This window comes from Actinospineispora eucalypti, assembly GCF_039543365.1.
Taxonomy (GTDB): Bacteria; Actinomycetota; Actinomycetes; order Mycobacteriales; family Pseudonocardiaceae; genus Pseudonocardia; species Pseudonocardia eucalypti.
This window is the reverse complement of sequence record NZ_BAABJP010000019.1, coordinates 32,518-57,308: the sequence shown is the minus strand read 5'-3', so window position 1 is coordinate 57,308 and position 24,791 is coordinate 32,518. Positions and strand designations below refer to the sequence as shown.

General features: G+C 71.9%; 2 protein-coding genes. One reads left to right on the top strand and one right to left on the bottom strand.

Annotation, left to right across the window (positions count from 1 at the left end):
• The first annotated feature begins 26 nt into the window (after nucleotides 1-26).
• Nucleotides 27-449 carry a transposase gene (locus tag ABEB12_RS20265; protein WP_345702981.1) on the top strand — a complete coding sequence of 141 codons (423 nt, stop codon included), beginning with the start codon at nucleotides 27-29 and terminating at the stop codon, nucleotides 447-449.
• Here the strand turns inward: ABEB12_RS20265 and ABEB12_RS20260 are convergent.
• Nucleotides 428-24,595, bottom strand: coding sequence for a hypothetical protein (locus ABEB12_RS20260; RefSeq protein WP_185063362.1), 24,168 nt, complete (start codon nucleotides 24,593-24,595; stop codon nucleotides 428-430). The genes ABEB12_RS20265 and ABEB12_RS20260 overlap by 22 nt on opposite strands.
• Between the last annotated feature and the right edge of the window lie 196 nt (nucleotides 24,596-24,791).

The window sequence follows — 24,791 nt, the reverse complement described above, 5'->3', positions numbered from 1 at the left end:
ACACCCGGACCCAGGGCGTACGGCACATGCTCGCCGCGCTCGACCTGGCCTCCGGCCAACTGTTCTACCGGTTCCGCGACCGGAAGCGATGGCAGGAGTTCTTTGGCTTCCTGCGCCAGATCCGCACTCGGTTTCCCATCGGCCGGCTGTTCGTGGTGTGCGACAACTTCTCCCCGCACCGCAAGGGCAAGGTCGCCGACTGGTGCGCCGACCACGACGTCGCGCTGGTGTTCACCCCGACCCACGCCTCGTGGCTGAACTGGATCGAGTCCGAATTCACCGCGCTGCGCTACTTCACCCTCGACGGCAGCGACTATCCCTCCCACACCGCCCAGGAAGCCGCGATCGCTGGCTACATCCGCTGGGCCAACAAACGTGCCATGCCCAAGCAACACTTCGCGGTCGGCTCCAAGATCCGCAGACCTGATTACCTACCCAGCGTTGCCTGACGCAGCACTAGCCACCTGACCTGGTCGCTCGGCGCAACGACGGCCGCACGCAGCTCCGCGAGCAGTTGCGAACCCTCGGCGACCGTGCTCCCACGCGGCTCGCGCCGCATTCTGCGCAACACCTGGGCGAGCAGGTCCGGGCGCAGCGGCCGCCCCCGAGCCGGCGCCCGGACCAGCCGCCCCAGCAGCCCCTCGCGGATCACCACCACCCCGCCGTCCTCGGGCAGGGTGAACACGAGCACCTCGGGCACCACCTGGTCGAGCGTCTGGATCAGGTCGAGGTAATGGTTGCCACGCAACCCGAGGGCGTTGTTGCGCCGCACCCGGACCCAGCACAGCTCATCCTCGGCCAACCCGAACCGGTTGGTCAGGATCGCGCGCTCGCCCCCGGTCAGCGGCCGATTCCGATGGGCGATCAGCGGAAGTGCCTCGCGCACCAGCCGGCCGACCGGCGCGGACAACGGGTTCTCGGTGAGCATCCCGATCTGTCCGGTCGTGCCCGCCCGCCAGGCCCGCGGCAGCGTCTCCCCCAGCTCGCCGGACAGCTCGGCATTCACCTCGGCCGCGCGGTCGGCCACCACTTCGGCGGCTGTGGAACCGGGCAGCGGCGGTGGCCCGCCGAGCACGTCCAGGCGCAGGTGCTCGAGTCCCCGCGTCAGCCAGGTCAACCGAATGGCGGCAGGGGTGGCGCGCCTCGTGCTCAGCAGCGCCAACCGGTGCAGCCACCGCTCGGACAGCACCAGGAACCCGGTGCCGTCCGGGCTCGGCAGACTGAACATGACCAGCGCGTCCAGCGCGCCGGCGAGGACCTCGCCGAGCTCGGTCGCGGCGAACCGCGCCAGCGCCTCCTCCGGCAGCACCCTCAGGCCCAGGGGAAGGCCGCGCACATTGAGCTGCTCCAGCTCGCCGCGCTCCGCGTCCTCCGGCACCCGGACAGCGTCGGCGAGCAGCGGCAGCGCCTCGCGCAGTAGTCCCCCGAGGTGTTCGCGCAACGGCACGGCGGCGATGAAGCCGATCCGGTTGCCCAGCCCGGCCGGCCAGCCGTGTCGCTCCAGTTCCCTGCGCAGCTCGAGGTCGGCGAGCAGTTCGGGATCCAGGCCGAACAGGAAGGCCTGGCCCAGCAACGCCCCGAGTGCCGGCCGGTCCCGGCTCGACGCGTACCAGACGTACCAGCGGACGGCCGTGGTCACCAGGTCGTCCTCGGCCAGCTCGACCTGCCGCCGGACGGCCGCCCTGGCCAGCACCACGGCGAACTCGCCGATCTTCCAGAGGTACTCCGGCCTGGACGTGATGATCTCCTTGTAGGCGCGGGGGCGCTCCGCCGAGGCCTGCTTCGCCAGCGTGCGGATCTCGGCGAACGCACGCTGGGCGGCGGCCGACACGACCGGCCCGGTCAGCTCGAAGAACGGATGCCTGAGTGCCGCCTCGCGCAGCTCGGCCAGGTAGGCCTCCACCCGGTCTCGCCATGCCGGCGGCAGCCCGGCGAGCACCTCGGCGAGGTGATCCACACCCAGGGTTCGCTCGGGGTGGCGCGCCAACTGGTACAACGCGGCGGGGTTCTCCGTCCGCAGATCGAAAAGCGACTGGGACATCAGGCCGGCGGTGGCGTTCGGTGCCGTGGCTCGCATGGCCAGAACGGCGATCACCCGCGCCTCGGCCGGGGTAAACCCGAGGTGCGCATACAGCACCGCCTCGACCGCCGCACCCACCGCGCTGGCCGGGCCGTCGACAAACAGGTGAAGCACCCCGTTCTCGTCGCGGACGTGGTCGTGCATGCCGAACGGGGCCAGCACCGGGTCGTGCGCCGGCCGGGAGAGCTGGTACCAACGCACCTTGCGCAGCAGCGGCCGGGGCAGGGGCTCGCCCCGCAACAGGCCTGCCACCAGGCCCAGCGCCGCACCCAGCACTACCTCGGGATCGTCGTGCCGGCCCGGCGGGTTGGCCGGGTCGCCGGCTTCGGCAGCCCCCGGCTCACCGGGCTGCCACGCCGGGTGGGCCACCTGGTCGGCCAGTTCGCGTCGGCCCCGGGCGCTCATCGGCGTCTCGGTGGGAGCACCGATCGAGCCGAGCGGCAAGTCCCAGCGCAGCTCCCGGACCAGCTCCTCGTCGCGGAGCAGTCCGGCCGGCAACTTGGCGGCGAACCGCTGGCCGATCGCGCGCCTGGGTGCCAGGGGGTTGGCGAGGACGTGTTGCCGCCACACCATCCAGCGGACCACCAGGGCGCGCAGTTCCTCCTCCTCGAGCTGGATGCCCTGGCGGACCGAGGCGCCGACCAGGATCTCCAGGTACCGCAGTGACCGGTCCAGGGTGCGCGGAAGGCTGAGCTGCCAGCTGCCCGCCTTCCGATCGAGCTCGCGCAGCGCCTGTCCGACCGCACGCTCGATGTTCCGCTCGGTGAACCCGAAGTTGTTGTCGCCCCGGAACAGCTCGGTCAGGGCGGCCCGTTGCCACTGCTCCGTGTAGGTGCGGAGCAGCTCCCGCCACGCCGCGAGCTCCCGGCCCGCGAAGGCTTCGTCGATCTTCACCCCGAACAGGTAGTCCGGGTGGGTGGCCAACCGGTAGAGAGCGCCCGGGTTCGCCACCGCAAGAATCCGGATCTCCGCCAACGCCCGCACGGGCAGCCAGGACTCGGCGTCGGCGGTCGGATCGGCCGCCCGCTCGGCAACCGTAGCCAGCGCATGCGCCTGCGTGCGATCGAACCCGAAGAACGCGTGCAGCAACGCCTCGACGGCCTCGTGGACCGCACCGGCGGCGTCGCACGGGTGGTTGATCAGCAGCTCGTAACCACCGCCGACGGTCCGGAAGCCGGCGGTGACGCCCAGCGGTGCCAGCTTCGGGTCCGGGATCGTCTCCCGCGGCACCGACCACTGCACCGCCGGCAGCCGCACGGGCCAGGGCAACGGCTCGTCGCGCAACATCAGCACGACCAGCACCGTCCAGGCCCGCAGGATGGCACGCGGGTCCGCCCGGCTGTCCGGCAGGTTGGCCAGGTCGACGGCCGGTGGACCGTCGGCCGACTCCCCCAGCAGCCGCACCCGCTCGCCCAGCCCGGCCAGCAGGTGGGCGAGCGCGTGGCGCTCGTCGGCGCCGAGCGGGTCCGCTTCCGACTGGAGGATCGGCCCCAGAGCGTCCTCGACCAGCGACGACCCGTGCGGAGCCTGGCCGCCCACCGCCTCCGGTTCGGTCTTGCCCGGTCGGACAACCACGATCGCCGCTGCCGCGAGGGCAAACACCGCGGTGCCGCCGCCGGTGGTGGTGGTCGGAGTGGTCATGGAAATGGTCGCCGCGCCGGCCGGGAAACTGATCAGGATCAACAGCGCCACCACCAGGCCGGTGATCAGCAATATCCGGAACACCAACCGCCGCGCGGCCGGCCGGTCGCGCAGCCAGTCGACCGCCCGGGCGGCGCCGAGCACGGCGAGCTGTGTGGCGACCACGGCGATGACGGCCGCGGCGTAGCCCCAGCCGAGCGCGAGCGCGGCCAGGCCGGCGATGGCACTGACGACGAGGTTTGCGGCGAAGACGGTGACCGCGATCTTGTCGCTGGGATGCGTGGCCTTCGCGCCCGGTGGTGGGCCGTGCCTCTGGATGATCCAGACCAGGACGGCCAGCGCGGTCACGGCCGCCGCGGTGACCACGCCGGCGACGAGAGTGCCGGCCTTGGCACACAGGTAGGTCAGGCCGTAGATGAACAGGGCGCCGTCGTCGAGCAGCAGCCCAAGCTTCTCGTAGCGGGCGCGATCGCGGATCGCGTGCCAGAGCTGGTAGCCGACGCCGAACGTCATCGACGCGCCCGTGGCGGCGGCCAGGATGGTGACCAGTGCGCCGTCCACGGCGGGGGTGACCGCCAGGTAGTAGACCAGGATGGCCAACCCGCCGACCATGGAAGCCAGACCGACCACACTCAGCCCGAGCCACCTTCTCTGCAGGGCCTTCGGGTCGCCGGTGAGCAGGTCGGCCAGCATGGTCAGGTTGAACCGGGCGGTGAGCGCCAGGTGCGCGAGGGTGAACAGGGCACCCATCGCCACCACCAGCCAGCCGTTGGAGATCGGCAGTACGTCGAGCGCGTTGGTGAAAACGCTGGTCAACCGGGTGCCGATGAGGACCGCGATGACGCCGATCAGCAGCCGCCGGACGAGCTTCCCCGTCGCGCCGGCCTCCAGCCACCGGCCCCATTTCGACGCGCGCAACGCGCCGATGCCGCCTCGGGTCAGCATCGCCACCGGCCCCACCACCCCGGCCGAAACAAGGGCCACCACCCCGCCGGCCACCGCGCTGACGAGGGCGGCGACCGTGCCGAACGTGACGATCCCGGCCCACGGCCGGTTGGTCGTGCGGAACCAGTCGATCGCCCGGGCGGCGCCGAGCACGGCGAGCTGGGTGCCGACCACGATCACCACGGCCAGGAGGTAGCCCCAGCCGAGTGCGAGCGCGGCCAGGCCCGCCGCGGCGCTGATGGCGAGGTTTACGGCGTAGACGGTGACCGCGATCTTGTCGCTCGGCCGCGGGTCCTTCGCGTCGGGCGGTGGCCCGCGCTTTTGGATCACCCAGACCAGGACGGCCAATGTCGCCACCGCCGCCGCGGTGACCACGCCGGCGACGAGGGTGTTGGCCTTGGCCCACAGGTAGGTCAGGCCGTAGATGAACAGGGCGCCGTCGTCGAGCAGCAGCCCGAGCTTGGCGTAGCGGGCGTTGCTCTCCTGCTCCAGGAGCCCTTCTCGGAACAGGTGCCAGGTCTGGTAACCGACGCCGAACACCATCGACGCGCCCGTGGCGGCGGCCAGGATGGTGACCAGTGCGCCGTCCACGGCCGGCACGACCGCCAGGTAGTAGAGCAGCACGAGCATCCCGGCGACCATCGCGACCGGGCCGAACACCGCCAGCCAGGCCCACGGCGACGCCAGGCCCTGCCGCAGGGGCTTCGAGCTGCCGGTGAGCAGGTCGGCCAGCATGGTCAGGTTGAACCGGGCGGTGAGCACCAGGTGCGCGAGGGTGAACAGGGCACCCATCGCCACCACCAGCCAGCCGTTGGAGATCGGCAGTACGTCGAGCGCGTTGGTGAAAACGCTGGTCAACCGGGTGCCGATGAGGACCGCGATGACGCCGATCAGCAGCCGCCGGACGAGCTTCCCCGTCGCGCCGGCCTCCAGCCACCGGCCCCATTTCGACGCGCGCAACGCGCCGATGCCGCCTCGGGTCAGCATCGCCACGGAACCCGACAACCCGGCCGACACCAACCCCGCCAACCCGGCCGCCGCGGCGACCCCGGAGGCCAACCCGCCGAGCCACACCACCACGGCCCACGGGTGCTCCCTGAGCCACGACCACACCTTTCGCGCGAGCGAGGACACCGACCGCACGAACCGCGACCAGCTCCGGCGAACCAACGTCGACGCCGACCTCGCGGCGTCGGTCAGGAACCCGCCGACCGCCAGCCGGTGCCGCCAGCCCAGGAACGCCGCGACCAGGCCCAACGCGATACCGCCGAGGCCCAGCCAACCCCCCCACGGCACGTGTGGGGTCGACGGCCCGGGCCTACCGGGCGTGGGCTTCTCCGGCGGGTTGCCCGGCTTGCTCCCCGGCGGCGGTGCGGGCGGCGGGGCGGGCGCCGGCGCGGGCGGCGGAGGCTCCGCCCGGACACCCGCGCCCTTCTCCAGCTGATCCGGGTCGCGCAGCCCGGAGATCGTCTTCCGGTAGCGAGGCAGGTCATCGAACCGGTCCACCAGGATCCGCCAGTACGAGTCGCCCGGCTGCGCGATCCAGACCCCGGTCCAGTCCTTCGGCGCCCGCACCCGCTGGCCGCCGATGCGTTCGTTCGGGCCGCTGAACCGGTTTCCGTTCAGCCGGTTGAACTCGGCGAACTCGCCGTCCCGATAGCCGAGGCCGCGCGCCACCGTGATCGCCCGATCCGTCCGCGCGGCCCTGAGCTCCACCCCCGGGCCGGCGGTAGGCCCGGCCCGAACCCGACTGTCGGCCGGCAGCTCGGCCGCGCCGGCCTCCCGCACGGCGACGACCTGCTTGGCCGACGCGGTGGCCGGCGCCGTACCGACCCCGAACGCGAGCGTGACACCGATGACCGCGGCCAGCGCGGCCCCGGCCGCCCCGGCCGCCCCGGCCGCCAACCGCGACCCGACCCCACCGGCCCGCATCGCGGCCAGGCCCGCCCCGGCGAGCACCACCGCACCCAACGTCGTCAACACCGGCACGAGCGCACCGGTGGTCGGCCCGGCCAGCCCGAGGACGGCCGCGAACGCCGGCGTTGCGGGCAGGAGCAACAGCGCCACCGCGGCACCGACCGCCACCACCAGGACCCGTACCACCCACCGGCCGGGCCCCGACCGCTCGCGGCCGGCCATCCGGTGGAGCAACCAGCTCACGCCCAGCGTCGCGGCTTCGGCGGCGACCACCGCCGCCCCGGCCGCCGGATAGCCACCGAGCCGGTGCGCGAGCAGGCCGGCAACCACTCCGACCAGCGAGATCAGCGCGGTGAAGCCGAAAGCCCGGCGGGCGGTGCTCCCCTCTGTCGGGGGTGGGCGCGGCCGGAGTGCCCAGGCAATCCCCGCGACGGCCAGCGCGGCACCCACCAGCCCGAACAAGCCCGGTGCGAGCAGGAACAGGGCGTTCAACCCGTATGCGGCGAGCGCCAGGTCGTGCAGCAGCAGGCCGACGGTTTCGTGCGCCTGGCTCTTCTCCCGTCGGCGGACGTCCTCGCGGAACATGTGCCAGGTCTGGTAGGTCACGCCGAGCCCCATCGACGCCATCGTGGCCATCGAGATGACCACGCTCAGCGTGCTACCCACCGGGTTGCCCAGGCTCAGGTCCAGCAGGCTGAACCCGATGCCGATCACCGTGGTGACCAGGCCGGTCAACCCGATCAACCACCACCGCGCCCGGGTCCGGTCCGGCACCGGCTGGCGGGTCCAGGCGGTCGTCGCCTCGGGGATCTCGTAGTGCACGGCGGTCGTCGCGTGCGCAACCGCCGTGAACACCGCACTCGCCACGACGAAGAACACCGCGCCCGTGACCGCGCCCATGTTGGTGTTCACGCTCACCAGCCGGGTCAGCGCGACCAGGGCGAACAGCCCGGCCACCGTGGCCTCGGTCAACCCGGCCGCCCAACGCGTCTGCCGGAACGACCCGACCATCCCGCGCACCAACTGCGCGAGCGCCCCGACGGTCGCGGTGAACACCGCGGCCCCGACCCCGCCGAGCAGCCCGGCCGCGAGCACCGCCGCGGTGCCCAGGCCCATCAGCGCCAACCAGCCACCGCGACCGACGCCGGCCAACCACGCCGCCAGCCGCCCGATCCCGCGCCGGGCCGTCCCGGTCGGCGCGGCATCCGGCTCGACCAGGCTGATCTCGACCCCGTTGGCCACGTCGAAGATGGCCAGCTCGCCGGCCGCCTTGGCCACCGCGATCGCCGCGTCGAGGCCGGCGATGTTGCGCGACGGCTCCAGCCACAGCCAACCGTCGTGCAGCCAGGCACCCAGGTACACGTCCCGGTCGCGGAACAGGTCCCCGTGCGCGGCCAGGTAGCCGTCGATGATCCGGCGCAGCGTGGCCGGGTCGTCGAACACCCACTCCGGGAACATCGCGGTGTACCCGGCGACGGCGACCATGTAGCCGCCCCGAGGGGCTCGGCCGGTCACCGGCGACCAGCTGAAGCCGTGCTCGTCACCCGCCGCCCGCGCCGGGTGCCGCTGGCCGCGCCGGGTCGGCGCCCGGATCACCCCGGCGCCGCGCAGCGGCCGGATCCCGGCAAGCTGGGCCAGCACCGCCCGCTCCGGCACCTCGAGGCCGGCGACGCCCCTGCCGTGCGCGCGGGCCTCCTCCCGATCCCGGACCAGCCGCCGGTCGTCCGGGGTCACCGAGGCGTAGCGGCGCGCCACCACCGGATCGGTGACGATCAGCCGCCCGGTGACCCAGTGCAGCACCCAGGTCCCGAACGGCCGCAGCACGAACCGCAGCCCGGGCAGCTCCACCAGCGTGATGCCCTCCGGGGCGTTCGACCACGGCCCGCTGGAGGTGACCTCCCTGGCCAACCCGAGCGCCCGCGCCAGCCGGATCACCTGGCGCACCAGCCAGCGCTGGAACAGGCCAGGTTCGGCCGGCCGGCCGTCCCGCCCGATCGCCAACGGCCCTTCCGCCTCGGTCGGTCCTCGGGTGGTCCGCGCGCCCCGCAGCGCCCTGATCAACCAACCGGCGGCATGCCGACCGCCCAGGACCAGCGCGACCGTGACCAGCGTGACCGGGTCGAGGAAGCCGACCGCCGTGGCGGCGACGCTCAGCCCGAACAGCCGCGTGGGGAACCGGCCGACGGCCGGCACGATCGCCATCGCCAACCCGCTCAGCAACGCCGCAACCGGCCCGCCGGCGTGCACCAGCAGCAGGCCCGCGCCGAACGACGACAGCGCCCAGCGCACCCGCCACACCGGCCGCAGCCACCTGGCCACCCGGCCCCACCACCGCACGACCGCGGCCACACCCGCGACCGCGGCCCCGAGCACCGGCACCACCGGAAAATGAGCGCCCGCACCCAGCCAGAAGCCCCCGGCGAACAACAGCCCGGCGGCACCCAACAGCCCGGAAACGACCGCCGCGATCCTGGCCAGCCGGGGCCGCACTCCCCTGAGCGAATACCCGGCCTTGACCGCCTGCCGCGCTAGGCGATGGCCGGTGTACTCACCGACGACGTCCACCAGGTTCGGCCCCACCGCGCGGCCGGAATCGCGCACTGTGACGGCCCTGGTTCCCCGGGGGGCTTCGGTGCCGACCCAGTCGCCGTCGTAGTACCGCATGCCGTCGGCGGTCTTGACGGCGTAGATGAGGTGGCCGCCGAAGCCTTCATCCCGGATCCACACGAACAGCCCGGTGCCCACCGGAGCATCCGCCATCTCCCGGTCGAGTTCCTCGGCTGTGATCAGCCTGGTCCGCCCGTTGTACTTCTCCTCCAGCCGCTCCTGCAGCTTCGCCGTGTCCTGGTCGTTCCGGTTTGCTGGCCGCACGTCGGACGGATTGACCTCGCCCGGCTGGTCGGCATCGGCGCGAGCCTCGGCCTCACACCCGCAGTTGTTGTGCGCACCCAGCGGCGGATCAGAGGGATCGAGGGCGATGTCAGCCAGCCAGCCGTCGCCGGGGTCCGCCCAGGCTTCGTCCCAGATCGGCTCCGTACCGTTCCCCAAGTCCTCGTCGATTTGCGGCTGGCTAGGTCCGTCCTCATGGTCGGCGACCCACTCGGCCATCCATTCGAGGCGCTCGGCCAGTCTGTTCCGCGCCTCGGTGCTCGAGACGGCCGCGAGCAACCGGTCCCGCAGCTCGAGTACGGCCCGGAACTGCGACGCGACGCCCTCGTCGGTAAGTTCGCCGAAGGCCCCGCGAATGTCGCGCAGGCTCCGGAAACTCGACGCCGGGTCGGCGAAGGCCCCTCCCATAACCTTGTCCAGATCCACCTGGACCACGTCGCCACCGGCGCTCACCCGCAGGTTGTCGAACTCGATGCCGTCCAGGTCGTCCAGCGCGAACACGATCCCGAACCGGCTCTGCACCTGCTCGTGGAGCGGGCCGGTGGCGTACTCGTCTTCGGTGAGTTCTCGACTGCCCTCGAGGTACGCGCTGACCCGGACCCATTGACCGGCCTCGACCACGACCCGGCCGTCGGCATCGGTGATCGGCACCGCGGTCCGGGCCAGCCAGGTCCGCACCGTGGGCACACCGGCGGCCCGGTACACGTTCGCCCCGTCGACCGCTCTGGTCTGTTGCTCGGACGATTCGCCGCTGTACACGACCAACGCGTGGCCGTCCGCGTCGCGGACCATCGAAACGTTGCGTCCGTCGGACCCGAGTTCGGGCTCGATGAGATCCCCGGTCTCGGGATCGATCTCGGCGTTGTCCGCCACGTACTCGGCCCACTCCTGCTCGGACATCAGATCCGTCAGGTTCAGCGACCGCTCGTAAGTCACCGGGCCGAGCTCGCGTCCGCCCGGGCCGCCGCCGAATGCCCCGCCGACCGCGGCCATGCCCAGCTGCACCGCGAGGTGACCGTCGAGATGCGCCACCAGTCCGGCGATGGACAGCAGGACCGCCATCGCTCCCACCCGCAGCACGCGCCGGCCAGTTGGGGTGGCCATCCAGTCCCGTGCCCGCTGCCACCAGCCACGCAACGAGGACGAGGTGGAGCCGTGATCGGTGCCGGTCGGCGGCGACGTGCCGGATGCGGTGCGCCCGGTGCTGGGCGCCCTGCCTCTCGCCTCGGTGATCTCGCGCACCAGGGCCGCGCGCAACTCGAGCAGCTCGGCGGCCTTAGCGAGTTCCCGCAGCACCTTCTCCAACTGCTCACGCACCGGGCCGACCAGCCGCTCGTACCGCCGCTGGTCCGCCTCGGCCTGGCGGCGCCAGCTGACACCTGGGTTCCGGCCGGGACCCTGCCGCCGGGTCGGGAGGTGCACGCGGCGCTGGGCGCCGCCGTCCACCGAGGCCCGCAGGGCGGCCAGCCTCCGCCGCAGCTCGGTGACCCGCTGTTCCAGCTGCTCGACCTGACCCTGTGCCTCGGCGAGTTGGGCGTGGGCCTGGGTCTCCCGCTGAGTCCGCGAGTTCGCCAGCCGTTTCTTGGTGTGCTCGACCCAGATCTGCGTCGGAACGGCCGGGAGACGGGTCCGCGGCATGTCCCCGTCCTTGTTTCGGGCGAACTCCCAGATCAGCCGGATGTCGTGGACGTCGACCGGCTGGTGTGGCTTGTGCGGTGGCGGCGGCTCGGGGCGACCGGGCTCGGCGTGGGTGTGCCGCGCGTCGCCGGCCGGGCCGATCACCGGGTCCGGCCTCGCCCCGTGCCCGACCTTGTGCCCACCGATGTGCTCGACCGCCTGCCGGACCGGTTTGGTGGGCACCTCGCCAAACCCGGCCAGGCCGAGGTGGTTGAGGGCGAGCACCACTCCGGCGATCAGCGCGACGGCCTTCGACCTCATGATCCCAGGGCGTTTCGACCGCGGCGTGGAGGGCGGGTGCTCGTTGCCCGGTCGCGGGGAGGTAAAGGTCGGCTCGGGGGGCGGCGCCGGTTTCTTGGGCACGGTGACCCGCACCCGCGTCCCGTGAACGGTGACCGTGACGGTCTCGGTCAGACCGCGCTCGAAAGCATCGAGCGAGCGCAGCGCGCGGGTGAGGCGGATCCGGACGTGGCGCTGCCATTTCTCCGACGCTTCGAGCGACAGGTCCGCGTGACGTTCCCGCAGGGCCTCCATTGCGGCGCCGAGGTCGGCGTCGATCCGAAGCTCGATGCGGTCCACCGGGTCAAGCGGGCTGGTTCCTCGGTGCGGTCGCGGGATCGCCTCGATCACCGGGGCACTCGGGTCCGGCTTGGCTACGATCACCTGCCCCCACTTGACGATCTGCCCACCCACATACACCGCGGGGAGATGCGTATCGATGACCACCGGCTCGACCAGCCCGGCGGCCGGCTCAGCCGCCACCACGTCGACGTGCAGCGTGGAGTCGATGGGGTGCGGGCTACCGATCGGGTCGCGTACCACGACGCCGAGCCTTTCCAGCTCACCGAGGGCGTGGGTCAGCTCCGGCACCTGGTGGCCCTGCGCGGTCGCGTAGCGGTCGGCAAGCCAAATCTCGGTGGCCAGCCCGGCGAGCAGCTCCGTCTGGTGCTCGTAGACCGGGTCGGTCTCCGACAGGGAGACCCGCTCCGCACCGTCAGCCTCTCGATAGTGGCGCAGGATCGGGTACCGGGCGACCGTGGCGAGGAGCTTCTCCTCGGTTGTGCCGAGCCGTTCCACCAGCCGGTCCAGGTCGACCGACCCTCGTTCGTCGCCGTACTCGTGCAGCTTCCGGTAGATCTGCTCGCGCAGCTCGTCCAGCTCTCGTTCACGGCCGGCCGCGGCGTCAGCGGCCGCGTCGATCTCAGATTGCTTGGGCAGCCGGGTGGGCGGCGGGATGCCGGACTGGTTCTTGGCATCCGATTCCGGCGGGGGGCGATGTCCGCTGGTGTCCACACCGGTGTTCGTCCTGGTGTCGCTCGCCGGGTCGGCCGGGGTCCGTCTGCCGCCGGGTGCGCCGCCGTGGCCGGAGGCGCCGTTGCCTCCGGCGCCGGCGCTCTCACCGGTGGGCCGACCGGGATCGGGACCGGGCTGGGGAGCGCTGTCCCGGGTCCCGGTGGGGTTCACCGCACCGCGCTTGCCGTTGGCCAGCTCGATCCACCGGAGCCGGTCGCCACTGGTGGGGCGAGCGGGATCGTCACCCGCCGCTGGTCGGTTGCCCACCAGGGGCGGGTGCTCCCCTTCCGGAAGGACGTCGGCGGGACCGCTGTGGGAGGTCCTTCCGGGTTCGTGGACGAGTGCGGCGCGCACATCGGCAGGCGGGGTGGTGCTGACCGAGCCGTCGTTGTCGTGGTAGCGGACCTGTCCGTTGGCGTCCTTCTCCGCATACAGCATGTGCGAGTGGCCGACCGGGTTACCCTCGGCATCCTTCGCCCAGGTCCACACCACCACGCGGGTCCCGGCGGGCGCGTTCCGCAACCGCTCGTGGAGCTGCTCGCCCGACATCTTCTGGAACACCCCGCCAAGGGTCGCCTCCAGGTACTGCCGCACGGCGAGGGAGTTCTGCTCCTCCGGCGTGGCCGGTCCGGCGGTCCTGCCGGTCTCGGTGAGGTGCGCGTACACGCACACCACGCAGTTGTCCTCCGGCCCGAGCCCGCCGAGGAACCCGTCGCCGGTCTCTTCCACGAACCAGTTGCCACACACCTCGGAGCACGAGTAGTGCGGATCGTCGGCCAGCCCCGCCCGCAGCTCCGACTCGGAAATGCCGAGCCGCCGGGCGACGTCCTTCAGGGACGCAATCGGCAGCCCGTCCATGGCCAGACCGGTGCGGCGGGAAAGGCTGTCAGAAACCACCGTGAGGAACTTCTGGGCCAGGGAGAACCGCCGCAGGTTGCTTATCTCCGGACGGTCCGCCAGCCTCTGGTACGCCTCCCAGGTTTCCCGGAAGCTGGCGTCCTTGCTAAGCCCGAGGACCTGGTAGGCGTGCAGCTTGCTGATCAGGCCGCCGACACCGTGCGAGGCGATCGTCTGGCCGACCTGGGCGCCCCGATCCAGCACCGAGGCGGTCCGGGTGAAGGCATTCGCCGCCTTGCCCCCGACCCGCGCACCACCCCAGCGGGCCACTTTGGCCAGGTCGCCGGTCAGTTCCGCTCCCTGTCGGAGCAACAGCCGGCCGACACCTCCCCACATCCGGTACGGGGCCATGGTCAGCTGGAACGGGAACTCCAGCACCCGGGCGGTCGCGTTCAGACCGCTGGCCCAGGCATTGAGTCGGCCGGCCCGCGCCAGGCTGGCCGCTCGTGCGGCCCCTACCGCCATCGCCGCGCGCTCGCCTTCCGCGATCGCCGCGCCGGCCGCGGAGGCGGCGCCGATCCGGAAGACGGCGCCGGCCCCGCCCAACACCACGGAGGGCACGGTCAAGTCGTCGAGCAGGGTCTCCACGGGATGGTCGGCGTAACCGGAGTAGAGACCGTCCCGCCAGGAACCGTGCAGGACCTTCGACCAGTCGCCCTGGGTGACCACCGGCTTCCAGCGGTTCCACAGGTTCTGGCCGGAGACGGCGAACAGCCCCGTGAACGGGCGTCGGCGGGCGTAGGCCTCCGCGCCGCTCTCCCCCGGCAACGGCGCCGAGAAGATCTCACCCGGGTTGGCATACCAGTCCACCCACTCCTGTGTCGCCGAGCCGGTGAGCATGCCGATGCCCGCTCCGGTGTTGGCGATGAACTTCGCCGACCACGGCCCGAAGGCCCGCAGTGGGGCGTTCTCCGGGAGAGAGTCCTTCTTGTCCGTCGGAATTCCCGTCGCGCCGACATCCGCTGGGGTCAGCCCGATCGCAGCCAGGTCATTGGCGGTCACGCCCCAGTTCTCCAGCTCTTGCTGGTTGATCGAGTTCGGCGACTCCAGCAGGAGCATGGCGGAGGTCTTGAGCACCGAACCCACCCAGTGGCCGCCCTGTTGCCAGACTCCCGGCACGGCATTGTCGATCTCGTTCCGCATCGTCGCGGCATCGGCCGGGGAGAGGTAGGCCTCGGACTTGGCGAACTCGGCGGCGAGCCGGGGGTCGTCGTACAGCATGTCCCGCAACTGGCTGCGGAACATCTCGTGGCGACGCGCCATGTCGGCCTGGTTCCCGGTGGTGGGAATGTCGGTGATGGCCTGCTCGATGTCCGCCATGCTGCCGAGGTAGTCGCGTTGCCAGGTGTCGGGCGTGTAGTAGGCGGCGACGGTGGCCTTCTGGTCCGAGGTGAGCCTGCCCCAGACGACCCGGCCGTACCCGACCACGCCGCCGGGGAACATCGGGAGCTGGATCGCGGCGGCCTGGGCGAACGTCACGTCCGGCATGCCGGTGGAAGGCAACCGCAGGTCACCCAGCCGGTTTCCTTGGGCGCGCACTTCCGGGTCCCGGGTGATCGCGTTGTAGTTCAGTGCCGCGAGCCCACGCAGCGGCTGCAGCGTCGAGGCCAGGCGCACCTGGTTGGGGTCCTTCGAAGCGCGTAGCTGGGCACCCAACGCGTCGATCTTCGTCAAGTCGGCGTCGGCGGCATGTGCCCGGCCTGCGAAGGGCCCATCGCGGGAGGCGTCGGCGAATGCGAGGTCGAGCGGACGCAGCTGGTTCTGAGCGGATTGCGCGCGCTGTTGCAAGGGACGGAGCGCGGTATCGATCGCCCGGCTCTCCGCCGCGATCCCCCGGTACTCCGCGTTCAGCCGGCCGGCATCCGCGGGGCCGGCCTGGGCGGCCAGCTTCTGGTAGGCGGCATACCGCCTGTTCAGCGCGGCGATCCGGGGTTGCAGGCTCAGCTCCGCGTTGTTCGCGATGCTGTAGTCCCTCAGCCGGCCGCGCACCACGTCCAACGCCGCCTGCTGGCGCGCCTGGGCGACTTGGTTGGCCGGCAATCGGATGTTGGTCCCTTGCCCTCGGCCTGGTTGGTACTTCAACAGGGCGTCAACCAACTTGGGATCGGCGGCCAGCTTGGCCTGTAGGTCACCGATGCTGGGCGGCACCCAGGTGGCCTGATCGATCCCGTCGAGGACCTGGCGGGCGGCGGACCACTTGTCGAGCAGGCCCGGTGCCTTTGCGTCCAGCGCGGAGATCCGGGCTCGCAGCGACCTGTTCTCCGCCGGGCTCACCCGACCGTCGGCCCGTGCCGCGCTGATCGCGTTGATGACTGCGTCGACCTGTGGCTTCAGGCCCGAGTACTGCGTGCTGAACTTGCGGTCGTCGCGCTGCGCGGCCAGGTAGAGCAGGCTCGCGGCATCCCGTTGGCCCTGTGAGATGGCCGGCAGGATGCGCTGATAGGCCTTCTTTTCCTGGTCGGACAACCCGGCCAGCGCGGCGGCGGTGAGGGGCGGCAGCGGGTCGTTCGGCCCGAGGCCGAGCTGGGTCGCCATCGCCCGGTCGGTGGGGCTGCCGGTGGACGGTCGCAGATAACCCGGATCGGTGACGATCATCCAGGGCGCGCCCGGGTCGCCCTTCCAGCGGAATCCGCCGGCGTTCGCGCCGGTACAGCCGCCGCCGTTGCCTGCGCCGGGCTGGCAGCTACGGGCCTGGTCGCTGCCGTCCGCGTTCCCGTAGATCATCGCGTCACGGCAGTTCTGGCCGGTGCATCCGGTGGGCTTGCCCTGGCCGTCGAAGCCCGCGCAGGTGCCGCCCCCGCTGCCGGTCCGGCACACCACCCCGCCGCCGTTGCCGTGGGCGTCACCGGCGTACTGAGTGATCTGACAGGCCGACCCCTTCGCCCCCTGGCAGTTCTCCGACTTGGGCTGGGCACCGTTGGGCAGCCGCTGGGTGCCGGGGTCGGTCTGGCAGTTGCCCTCCGCCGCGCACCAGGTGTACCCGGGGCGGTCGGCGGTCGGGCTCACCTGTCCACCGACGCCGTCCGTGTACTCGGCCGCAGGCGCCCCGTTGGTGGACGGCAGGTAGCAGGTCCCGTTGCAGACGATGTTCCCGCCGTGACCGTGCGCGTCATTGCCGACAAACGAGGCCGTGCCCTCGCCGGCGCGCTGTTCGAAGTTCTGGCCGTCGGGGCCGGACCAGGAACACCCACCCGTGCAGCGGCCCCTCGGCAGCTGGCCCGAGGAACCGGCGCTGGACATCTGGGCATCCGGCGCGGGGCCCTCGCCGCTGTTCCCGGCAACGCTGAACCCACCCCCCTCGGCCGGGAAGTACTGGCACGCGGACTGGCAGGTGATCATCGCGGGGTTGTCCCGCGCGTCCCGGCCGACGAACCTGCCCTGCGGCAGCGTGTCCGGAAGCCCATCCTGGCGGCCAATGGCGAATTGGTCGCCGTTGCGGGCGCCGCCCTGGCAATGGATAGCGAAGCAGGTCATGCTGGCGGCCCGGCCAGCCGAGTCCATGGTGATGAAGGTGGCCTTCGACCCGAAGACGTTCATGGTCGGCAACGACGAGTCCGGGTCCGAGCTGGGGACCGGTTTGAACATGGTCGCCGGCTTGTTGGCGATCCAGCGCTGACCCTCCCTGGTGGTCCCGGCGCAGGCGATGTTGCAGCTGAAGCTCGCCGCGTGCCCGGCGTCGTCGCGTGGGTGCGCGATGATCACCGAGGTGTCCGGCACGCTCGGTGTGCCCGCCTTGGGGGGCTTGACTCCCAGGTTCTTCAGGGCATTCGACGTCGTTTCGTGCGGGCCGGGGGTGTGGAACTCGTCGCCCTCCCGGAAGTGGCCGCTGCACACCCCGGTGCAGCCGGCGGTGCCGCTGCCGTTGCGCTTGCGGGACACCGTCGCGGCGGTGGAGTTCTGCCCGCTCGAGTGAACGGTGTCCGCCCGCTTGGGGTTCTTCGGGTCGACCAGCCGGTTGTCGCAGCTCAGACCGCCGTGAAGGCTACAGGTGGAGAAAGACCCGTCCGGCGCCCTGACCGTCGGCGTGATGCCCGCGCAGTTCATCGCCTTGCAGCTGGTCTGGTAGGTGTGGCCCTTGCCGTCGTGGATCACCAGATTGCAGCTCAGGCCAAGGCCCTTACCCGAGCAGCTGCCGTCGACCCGTCGCTCGCCCGGCTCCAGCTTCGGGTTGACCTGCTGCTCGGGTGCGGCGGTGCTGGATGCGGGGCCACTGGGTTGCACCGGCCGATCCGGGACATAACCGGTCACCACCAGGTCGTTGGCGCAGTGGCCGTCACCCGAACAACCGGCGCTGGGCCGGCCGTCCGCGCCGACTCCCGCCGAGGCCCCGCAGCCGCCGCCACGCGCTCCGCCACCGGAGCAGGTCGCCCACGCGTACCCGGAGTAGGTGCCGTCCCCGTCGACGTGCCAGGCACCGGACGCGGCGGCGTGCGCGGAGAAGCCGGTCTCGCAGTTCGACGCACCGGAACAGCTGGCGGCGGCCGACGCGTTCCCCGGGGCCGCCTGGGCCTGGGCGCTGACCATGACGTGCCCAATGCCGGTCTTTCCCTTGCCCGACCCGGAGGCGTGCGCGCGTCCCCAAGCACCATCGGCTGCCGCCGAGGCCGATGCCGAGGCACGGTAGTCGCACTTCACGCCCGGGCTTCCGGAGCAGGCCGCGCCGGCGACCGCGCCGGCCGAGTCGGCACCGGCCTGTCCCCCGGTGTCGCAGTGCTGGTTCGCGCCAGCGGTGCAGGAAGCGGAGAAGTCGGCCGTGTTGCCACCCGAGCGGGCCTTGCCCTCGGCATGGGACCGGCACCCGGATGATCCGGTGCAGCCCGCGCTGACCTGGGGGATGTCGTCGGCGACCGCGACCGCCGTCTGTGCCGCGCAGTGCGCGCCACCACAGGTCGTAGTAGCCGAGTTGCCCGGCGCGGTGGACCGACCGCTGACCTTGCACGCGCCGGAGTCGCTCCGGCACTCGACGCCGGCCTGCGCCGAAGCATTGCTCGCCTTGTTGCTCGGGGAATAGTCGGCCGATGCGGCGGCCGAGACCTGGGCCTGGCAGGCGGTGCCGACCGGGCAGTTGGACGTCACGGTCGTGGTGCCGGCCTTCTTGCCGCTGATGCCGGCGGCGCCGGTGAGCTGGCCGGCACAGCCCTGGGGGCAGTCGAGCTGTGCACTGGTTGAGCCCTCCGCGGTGGCACCGGCGAGTGGCTTGGCGTTCTTGGCCGGGCTCGCCGGGATGTTGCTGTGACGGGGGTCCGCGTCGGTGACCGCATCGCTGCCGACCGAGCAGCCGCCGGTGCAGGTGGCGGCGCTGTGCGAGGTGGCCGTCCGGGCGCCGGCGGTGACACTGGTGTCGCCGGAGGCGCTGGCCCTGCAACCGTCCCCGGCACACGACGCGGCGGAGGACGACTGGGCCAATGTGGCCGGGACCGCCGAGGCGGGCTTGCTCTGTTGTGCGGTCAACATGTCGGCAACCACCTGGCCCGAACCGGCCGTGGCGCCCGAGGTTGCCTGGCAAGCACTCGTGGTGGTGTCGCAGGTCGCGGTGGTGGTGCCGGTACTCGTCGGGGGGCCTCGGGTGCCCTTGCCGCCGTTGGCGTGGCCGGTGCCGGTGAGTCCGGTTGCCGAGCTTTGCGGGGAGCCCTTACAAGCGGTGTTGCCGTCGCAGTTCAGGGTTGCCCATGCGGTGCTCCAGCTGGAGGCGCCGGGGACGCTGGTGCCGGCGGTGGCGGCGGAGGACCCGGGGGCGGTGGCCGGCTGGTCGGGGTTCTGCCCCGGCTGGCCGGGCTCGCCGTTGCCGCCCTGGGAAGCCTTGGCGCCCTTGCCGTTCTTGCCGTTCTTGCCGGTCCCATTGCCCTGGCCACCGCTGTCGCCGAGCCGGGTGTTGGTGGTGATGGCGTTCCGGGTGGGTTGGTCCTGGACCATCGGCTTGATGGTGTTGGCGTCGGGGGCGGTGGAGGCGGCGCCGTTGATGACCGCGGTGCAGGTGCCGCCGGTGGTGCCCGAGCAGGAGCCTTCGGCGCGGTTGCCTCGGGCGTCCTTCGAGACGGTCGGGTTGGTGGCTAGGACGGTGCCGGTGAGCTTGCCGCCCTCGCCGGTGAGTTTGCCGCCGATGGTGGAGGCGACAGAGGGGCCGGTGCCGAGCCGGGCGGTGTTCACCGTGGCGTCGTTGCCGGCGTAGGTGAGGGCGGCGCCGGGGCCGGTGGTGGCGTTGGACAGGGTCTGCACCTGGCAGGTGGTGCCGCCGTCCTCGCAGGTGACGGTGCCTTCGGAGGTGCGGGGCTTGCTGGGGCCGTCCCAGGCGGCCGCCGCGGTGCGGGCGGTACCTCCGCAGTTGCTGGTCCGGCAGTCGATGCTCGCCGACGCGCGGGAGGTGGAGGTCGGGCCGGAGGTGGGCTGGCCCGGGAGGGGCTTGCCGGTCTTGGGGTCGAGCTTCATGTAGTCGGGGGCGGAGGAACCGTCCGAGCTGGTCTGGCCCAGGCAGCCGCCGCCCCGCACGGTGCACTCGGCGGTGTCGGAGCTGCCCCGGCGGTTCTCCGAGACGCTGGTGTCCAGGGCGGACGTCTCGGCGTGGGACTTCCCACCGCAGGTCTGCGCGTTGTCGCAGCGGATCTGGGCGTCGGCGTGGGACTCGCTGACCACACCGGCCGGGACGGCGGTGCCGTCTTCGCGCGTCTTGGCCTCGCGGAAGGCGACGGTCGTCTCGGCGGCCGAGCCGCAGGTTCCTCCCGTGCCGTGGACCTCGCAGCGGGTGACGCCGTCGCTGTCGCGGGTGCCCTTGACGTCCCCGGCGGCGTCGCCGGAGGTGGCGCCGGACTCGTTGGCCTTGCAGTCGGTCGACTTGCAGGCCAGCACGGCGGTGGTCTTGCTGGTGGCGGTCAGGCCCTTGCCCAGCTCGGCATCCGGCCCCGCGGCCTGGATGGTGTCGGAAACAGGGTTGTCGACGGTCGAGCTGGAGTCGTTGGCGCAGCTGCCGGTGGTGCCGCCGGCGGTGCAGCCGTGGTGGGCGTCGGTCTTGCGGGTGGCCTTCTTGCCGTCGACGCTCGCCGTGATGGTCGCGGCGGTGGCGGTGTTGGCCTTGCCGGTGCAGCCCTTGGCCTCGTCGCAGTCCACCGAGCTGTGCGCGAGCGCGTCCTCGCTCAGCCCGGAAGCGGAGGTGCAGGTGCCGCCGGCGACCTCGCAGCGAGCGGTGCCGGTGTGGGTGCGGTTGTCAATGTTGGTGCGAGCCGGGGTGGCCGGGACCGCGGCCTGCCCCGTGGCCGGGTCCGCGGCCACCGCCGGTATTACCGGAGTGGTCTGGGTGGTGTCGGTCTTGCCGTTCGCGGTGCTGGTGGCGTTGCCCTTGCAGCCGGTCGCGCCCTGGGCGCACCGGGCCTTGGCCTCGGCCGCCTCGGGGTCGACGCCGGCCCGCACGGTGGTGGTCGTGTCGCAGCCGATCGTGGCGGCCTGGCAGTGGGCCTTGCCGGCGGCATCGCCGTTCTGCTTGGTCGGACTGGTTTCGACGGCGCGACGGCCGGTGGAGTTGTTGTCGCAGATGCCGTTGCGGGTGTTGCAGTCCGATCCGGCCTCGGCGGCGTTGGCGAAGCCGGCCAGGGCGCAGTCCTTGGTGCACGCCCCGCTGCTCTGGGATGCCGAATCCGGACGTTTTCCGTTTTCTGTGCATCCGTTGCGTGCCTGACAGAAGGTGTCCGCGCCCTGGCTGTCCGCCGTGGCGGAGGTGTTGCACGCACCGACGCCGCAGGTGATTTGGGCGGTGGTCTTACCGGCCTTCGCGCTGGTACCGCAGCCCTTGGTCGGGTCGCAGGACGCGTTCGCGGCTCGGTCGCCGGCCTTCGACGAGGCGGCGCAGCCGGAGACGCCGAGCAGGCAGAGGCTCTGGTCCTGTTTCAGCTGGCCGGTCTTGGCGTCGATCGCGGCGGTGGAGCACTGCGCGAACGCCCCGTCGTTGGAGCACACGGCGCCGGCGCCGTCGCGGCCTGGGTTCGCCTGCGCCGCGGTGTCGTAGCCGGCGGCTTGGCGCAGCTCGGCGGTCTGCGCGTAGACGGTGTCGCGCTGAGTGTCGTAGGCCGTGGTCTGCTGGTCGTAGGCGGCCTGGGTGATCTTGCCAGCGGTGAGCTGCTTCTTCGCCGCGTCCAGCTTGGTCTTGGCGGTGCCCAGCTGTTGCTGGCCGGTGACCACGTCGTTGAGCAGCTGGGCGTCGTACGGGTCGAGCCGGGCGGCGGATTGGTCGGCCTTGGCCTGCAGCGCCTGCTGGGCGGCGGCCTGCTTGTTGTACGCGGCCTGCGTGATCTTGTGCGTGGCCAGTTGGGACTTCGCGGTGGCCAGGTTCCGCTGGCCCTTGATCACGGCGAGACGGTCGTTCAGTGCCTGCTGGGTTTCGTTGTTCGGGTCCTCCAGCAGCGGTGGCGGGCCGCGGTTGGACAGCGACTCGGGCTGGCGGGTTTGCAGGTTGCCGTTGGCGAGGGCGCATTCGACGTCGCCCTCACACCGCGTGCCTGAGAACTGGCCCTCGTTGTTCAGGCTCCAGTTGCTGTTGGCGCCGTTCTGCCCGGTGCCGCCTTGCCCCGCGCCGGCGCCTTGGCCGTAGCGGCCGCTGGCTTGCAGGGCGTCGAGCACCTGCTGGGCGGCGGCGGTCAGCAGCTGGCGGGCCTGCTCACCGGCTTGCGGTCCGGCAACCGATCCGACCAGGCCGGAAACCAGGTTGGTGACCCCGCCCAGGATCTGGGCGAAGTCATCGAGCGTGGCCGGGCGCTGGCCCTGGGTCTGGCTCTGGCTCTGCCCGCCGCCGGACTGGTTTCCGGAAGCGCCGCCGCCGATTCCCAGGTCGTGCATGAGGCCGTCCACGAAGTCGTCGGTTCGCTTCTCGATCCGCTGCTTAAGGGCGTCGCTGGCTTGTTGGCCGGCCGTCTGGCTCTTGCGCCCGTTTACCAGGTCGAGCAGGTTGGACCGGAAATCATCGATCGGATTTGCTCGGGCGCCCCGCGCGTCGCTGGCTCCGCCCGCTCGGGCCTTACCGCCGTGACGGCCGAGGTTGCCGAAGACGTTGGCCAGCAGGTCATCGATCATCTGCCCCAAGCCGCCCGACCGGACACTGTTCCGCGAATCGCGGTTGCTCGCCGGGGCCTGCGCCTGGGCGGCCGTGGCGCCACCGCCCGACCGCGGGTGGTTGAAGAGTTCGCCGAGTGCCTCTTGGGTTTGCTGTCCGGTGTCTTTGCCGGCGACACCGGAGACCAGGTTGGCGGCGAGGTTGGTGAAGTTGTTCAGCGCTTGTTCCACGCTGGGCTGCTGCTGTTGGGTGGGCTGCTGGTTGGCGGCTTTGGCGTCGGCCATGAAAGCGTCGTAGTAGATCTTCTTCCAGTAGTCCATGTCGTCGGAGAACGGGCCGCCCCGCTCCCCCGACCCGCCGCTCCGCTGGCTCGTCGCGCCGGCGCCCAGCAGTTTCGCCAGGTCGGAGGCGAACTTGTCGGCGAGCTGGCGGACTGCTTGGCTCCACTCGGGCTGCCGGGTCGGCTGGGCGAGCTTGACGGTGCCGGGCTGCTGGGTGGCCGGCGGCCGGGTCTGGCTGCCACCAGTGTCGGCCGGCCGCCGGCCCTGGCCCAGCTCCCGGGTGAACTTGAGGGCCAGCTCATCCAGGGCCTCGCTGACCTTGTTGGTGGCATTCTTGCCGGCGACGTCGCGGACGATCCCGGTGATCGCGTCGGTGAACCGGTCGAACACCTCGGTCAGGTCGTCCGACATGGCCGGCCGTCGCGGGGTCTGGCTCGCGCTGCCCTGGGGCAGGTTGCCGATCAGGCTCCGGACGAGGTCGCCGATGAAGTTTTCAAGGGTGCCGGCCTGGGGGCGGGAGGCCGGGGCGTTCACGTTAAGGCTGTCTTGCTGGGGGCTCAGGCGCTGACCGGCCGGAGGACCGCGTGCGCCGGGGGCGCCGGTCTGGTGGCCGGTGAGGCTCGGGTCACGGTCGGTGCAACCGAGTGCCAGGCAGGTGATGGGCCGCCGGTCGCTGTCGGGGGCCAGGCCGTGGGAGTCGTGCTTGGTGGTGTGGCCCGGTATGGCGGGCTTGACGTCGCTGCCGCCGGCGCCGGTGTGGTTGTTGAGCTTGTTGCTGGCGTCCAGGGCCTTGGACACCTGGCTGGTCAGCTCGGTCAGGGCGGTGCGGGTGTCTGCGCCGGCCTGCTTGCCGGCCACGGTGCCCACGATCCCGGAGGCCAGGTCGACCACGCCGTTCATCAGCTCGTCGACCTGTTCGGCCGCCGGCGCCTTGACCGGGCTACCGCCGGGGTTCGACCCGGGGCGGGCGGTGGGCTGGTCGGTCCACGGCCGCAACCGGTCGAGGTCGGAGGAATCCGTCCGGTCGGCACCCGTTCCCGGCTGCTGGGTCGCGGCGCCGAGCACCTTGCCGACGAGATCGAACACCCAGTCGAGCACGGAACCAACCGAATCGCGCTGCCGGGTCGGCAGCTCGATCGGCGGAGCCTTCCTGCCGGCCGCCGGGGCTGACGGGCGGGAGGGACGGTCGATGGGATTGTCGATCTGGTCGGTGTCCGGGGGCGTCGTGGCCGCCGGACGCGTCGGCGGCTTCGGGTGCTCCGCCCCCGGCTTCGGCCCGCCGGTGTTGTTGGCCGAGCCGAAGCTGAGTGCCTTGCCCAACTTCTCGAACAGACCGGAGAGCAACTCCGACAGCGAGCCACCGTGCGAGTCGGCCGGCTTCACCGAGGCGCCTGACGGCGCGCTGGGGGCACCCAGCCGGGTCGCCCGGCTCACCACGTCGGCCACGAAGTCGGTCACAGGCTCGACGATCGAACGCGTCACCGATGCCGACGACTGACCCGCGCTTGCCGTGGGGCCGCCGTGCGCCCGGCCGTCGAACGGGGGCCACTCGGGCACCTCCGCCGACTGGTTCGCCGAGGGGGCGTAGCGGGCGCGCAAGTCGGCCAGGGAACGGGCCGGGCCGACATTGGCCGCCGAGGAGATCCGGCTGTCCAAAACGCTGGACTGGTTCACCGGTGCCGGCTTGTGTTCGCCGCCGCCGAAAGAGAACGACCAACCGGATTCGTCGGCTCCCGCGTCGAAATTCCCTTGGTCATAGGCGACCAGTTCGACGGTTGCGTTCCGCTCGTTCTCGGCGTGACCGGAAATGAACGTGACGGCCATCCAGATCATTGCCGCGCCGAGCAGCACCCGCCCGAACGTGAGCGACTTCAGCCCGCACGCCAGCAGCGACACAGCGGCGCGGATGCGCCGGGTGTCGAGCGTGGCCTGGGCAGACATCGTCACTCACTCCAGATTCGGGAGGGGATTTGCGAGGGTTTTGCTGGCCCGCCCCGCCGCCGGGGCGGGCCACCTGGATGGACTGGTCGGAACCATTTGCGGTGGCCCATCCTCGGCGCGGGCACATGCCACAGTTCGCCGAGTCGATTCCAGTCCCACGATCGGAAACCAACCACGGTGCAACTCACGAAGAGGT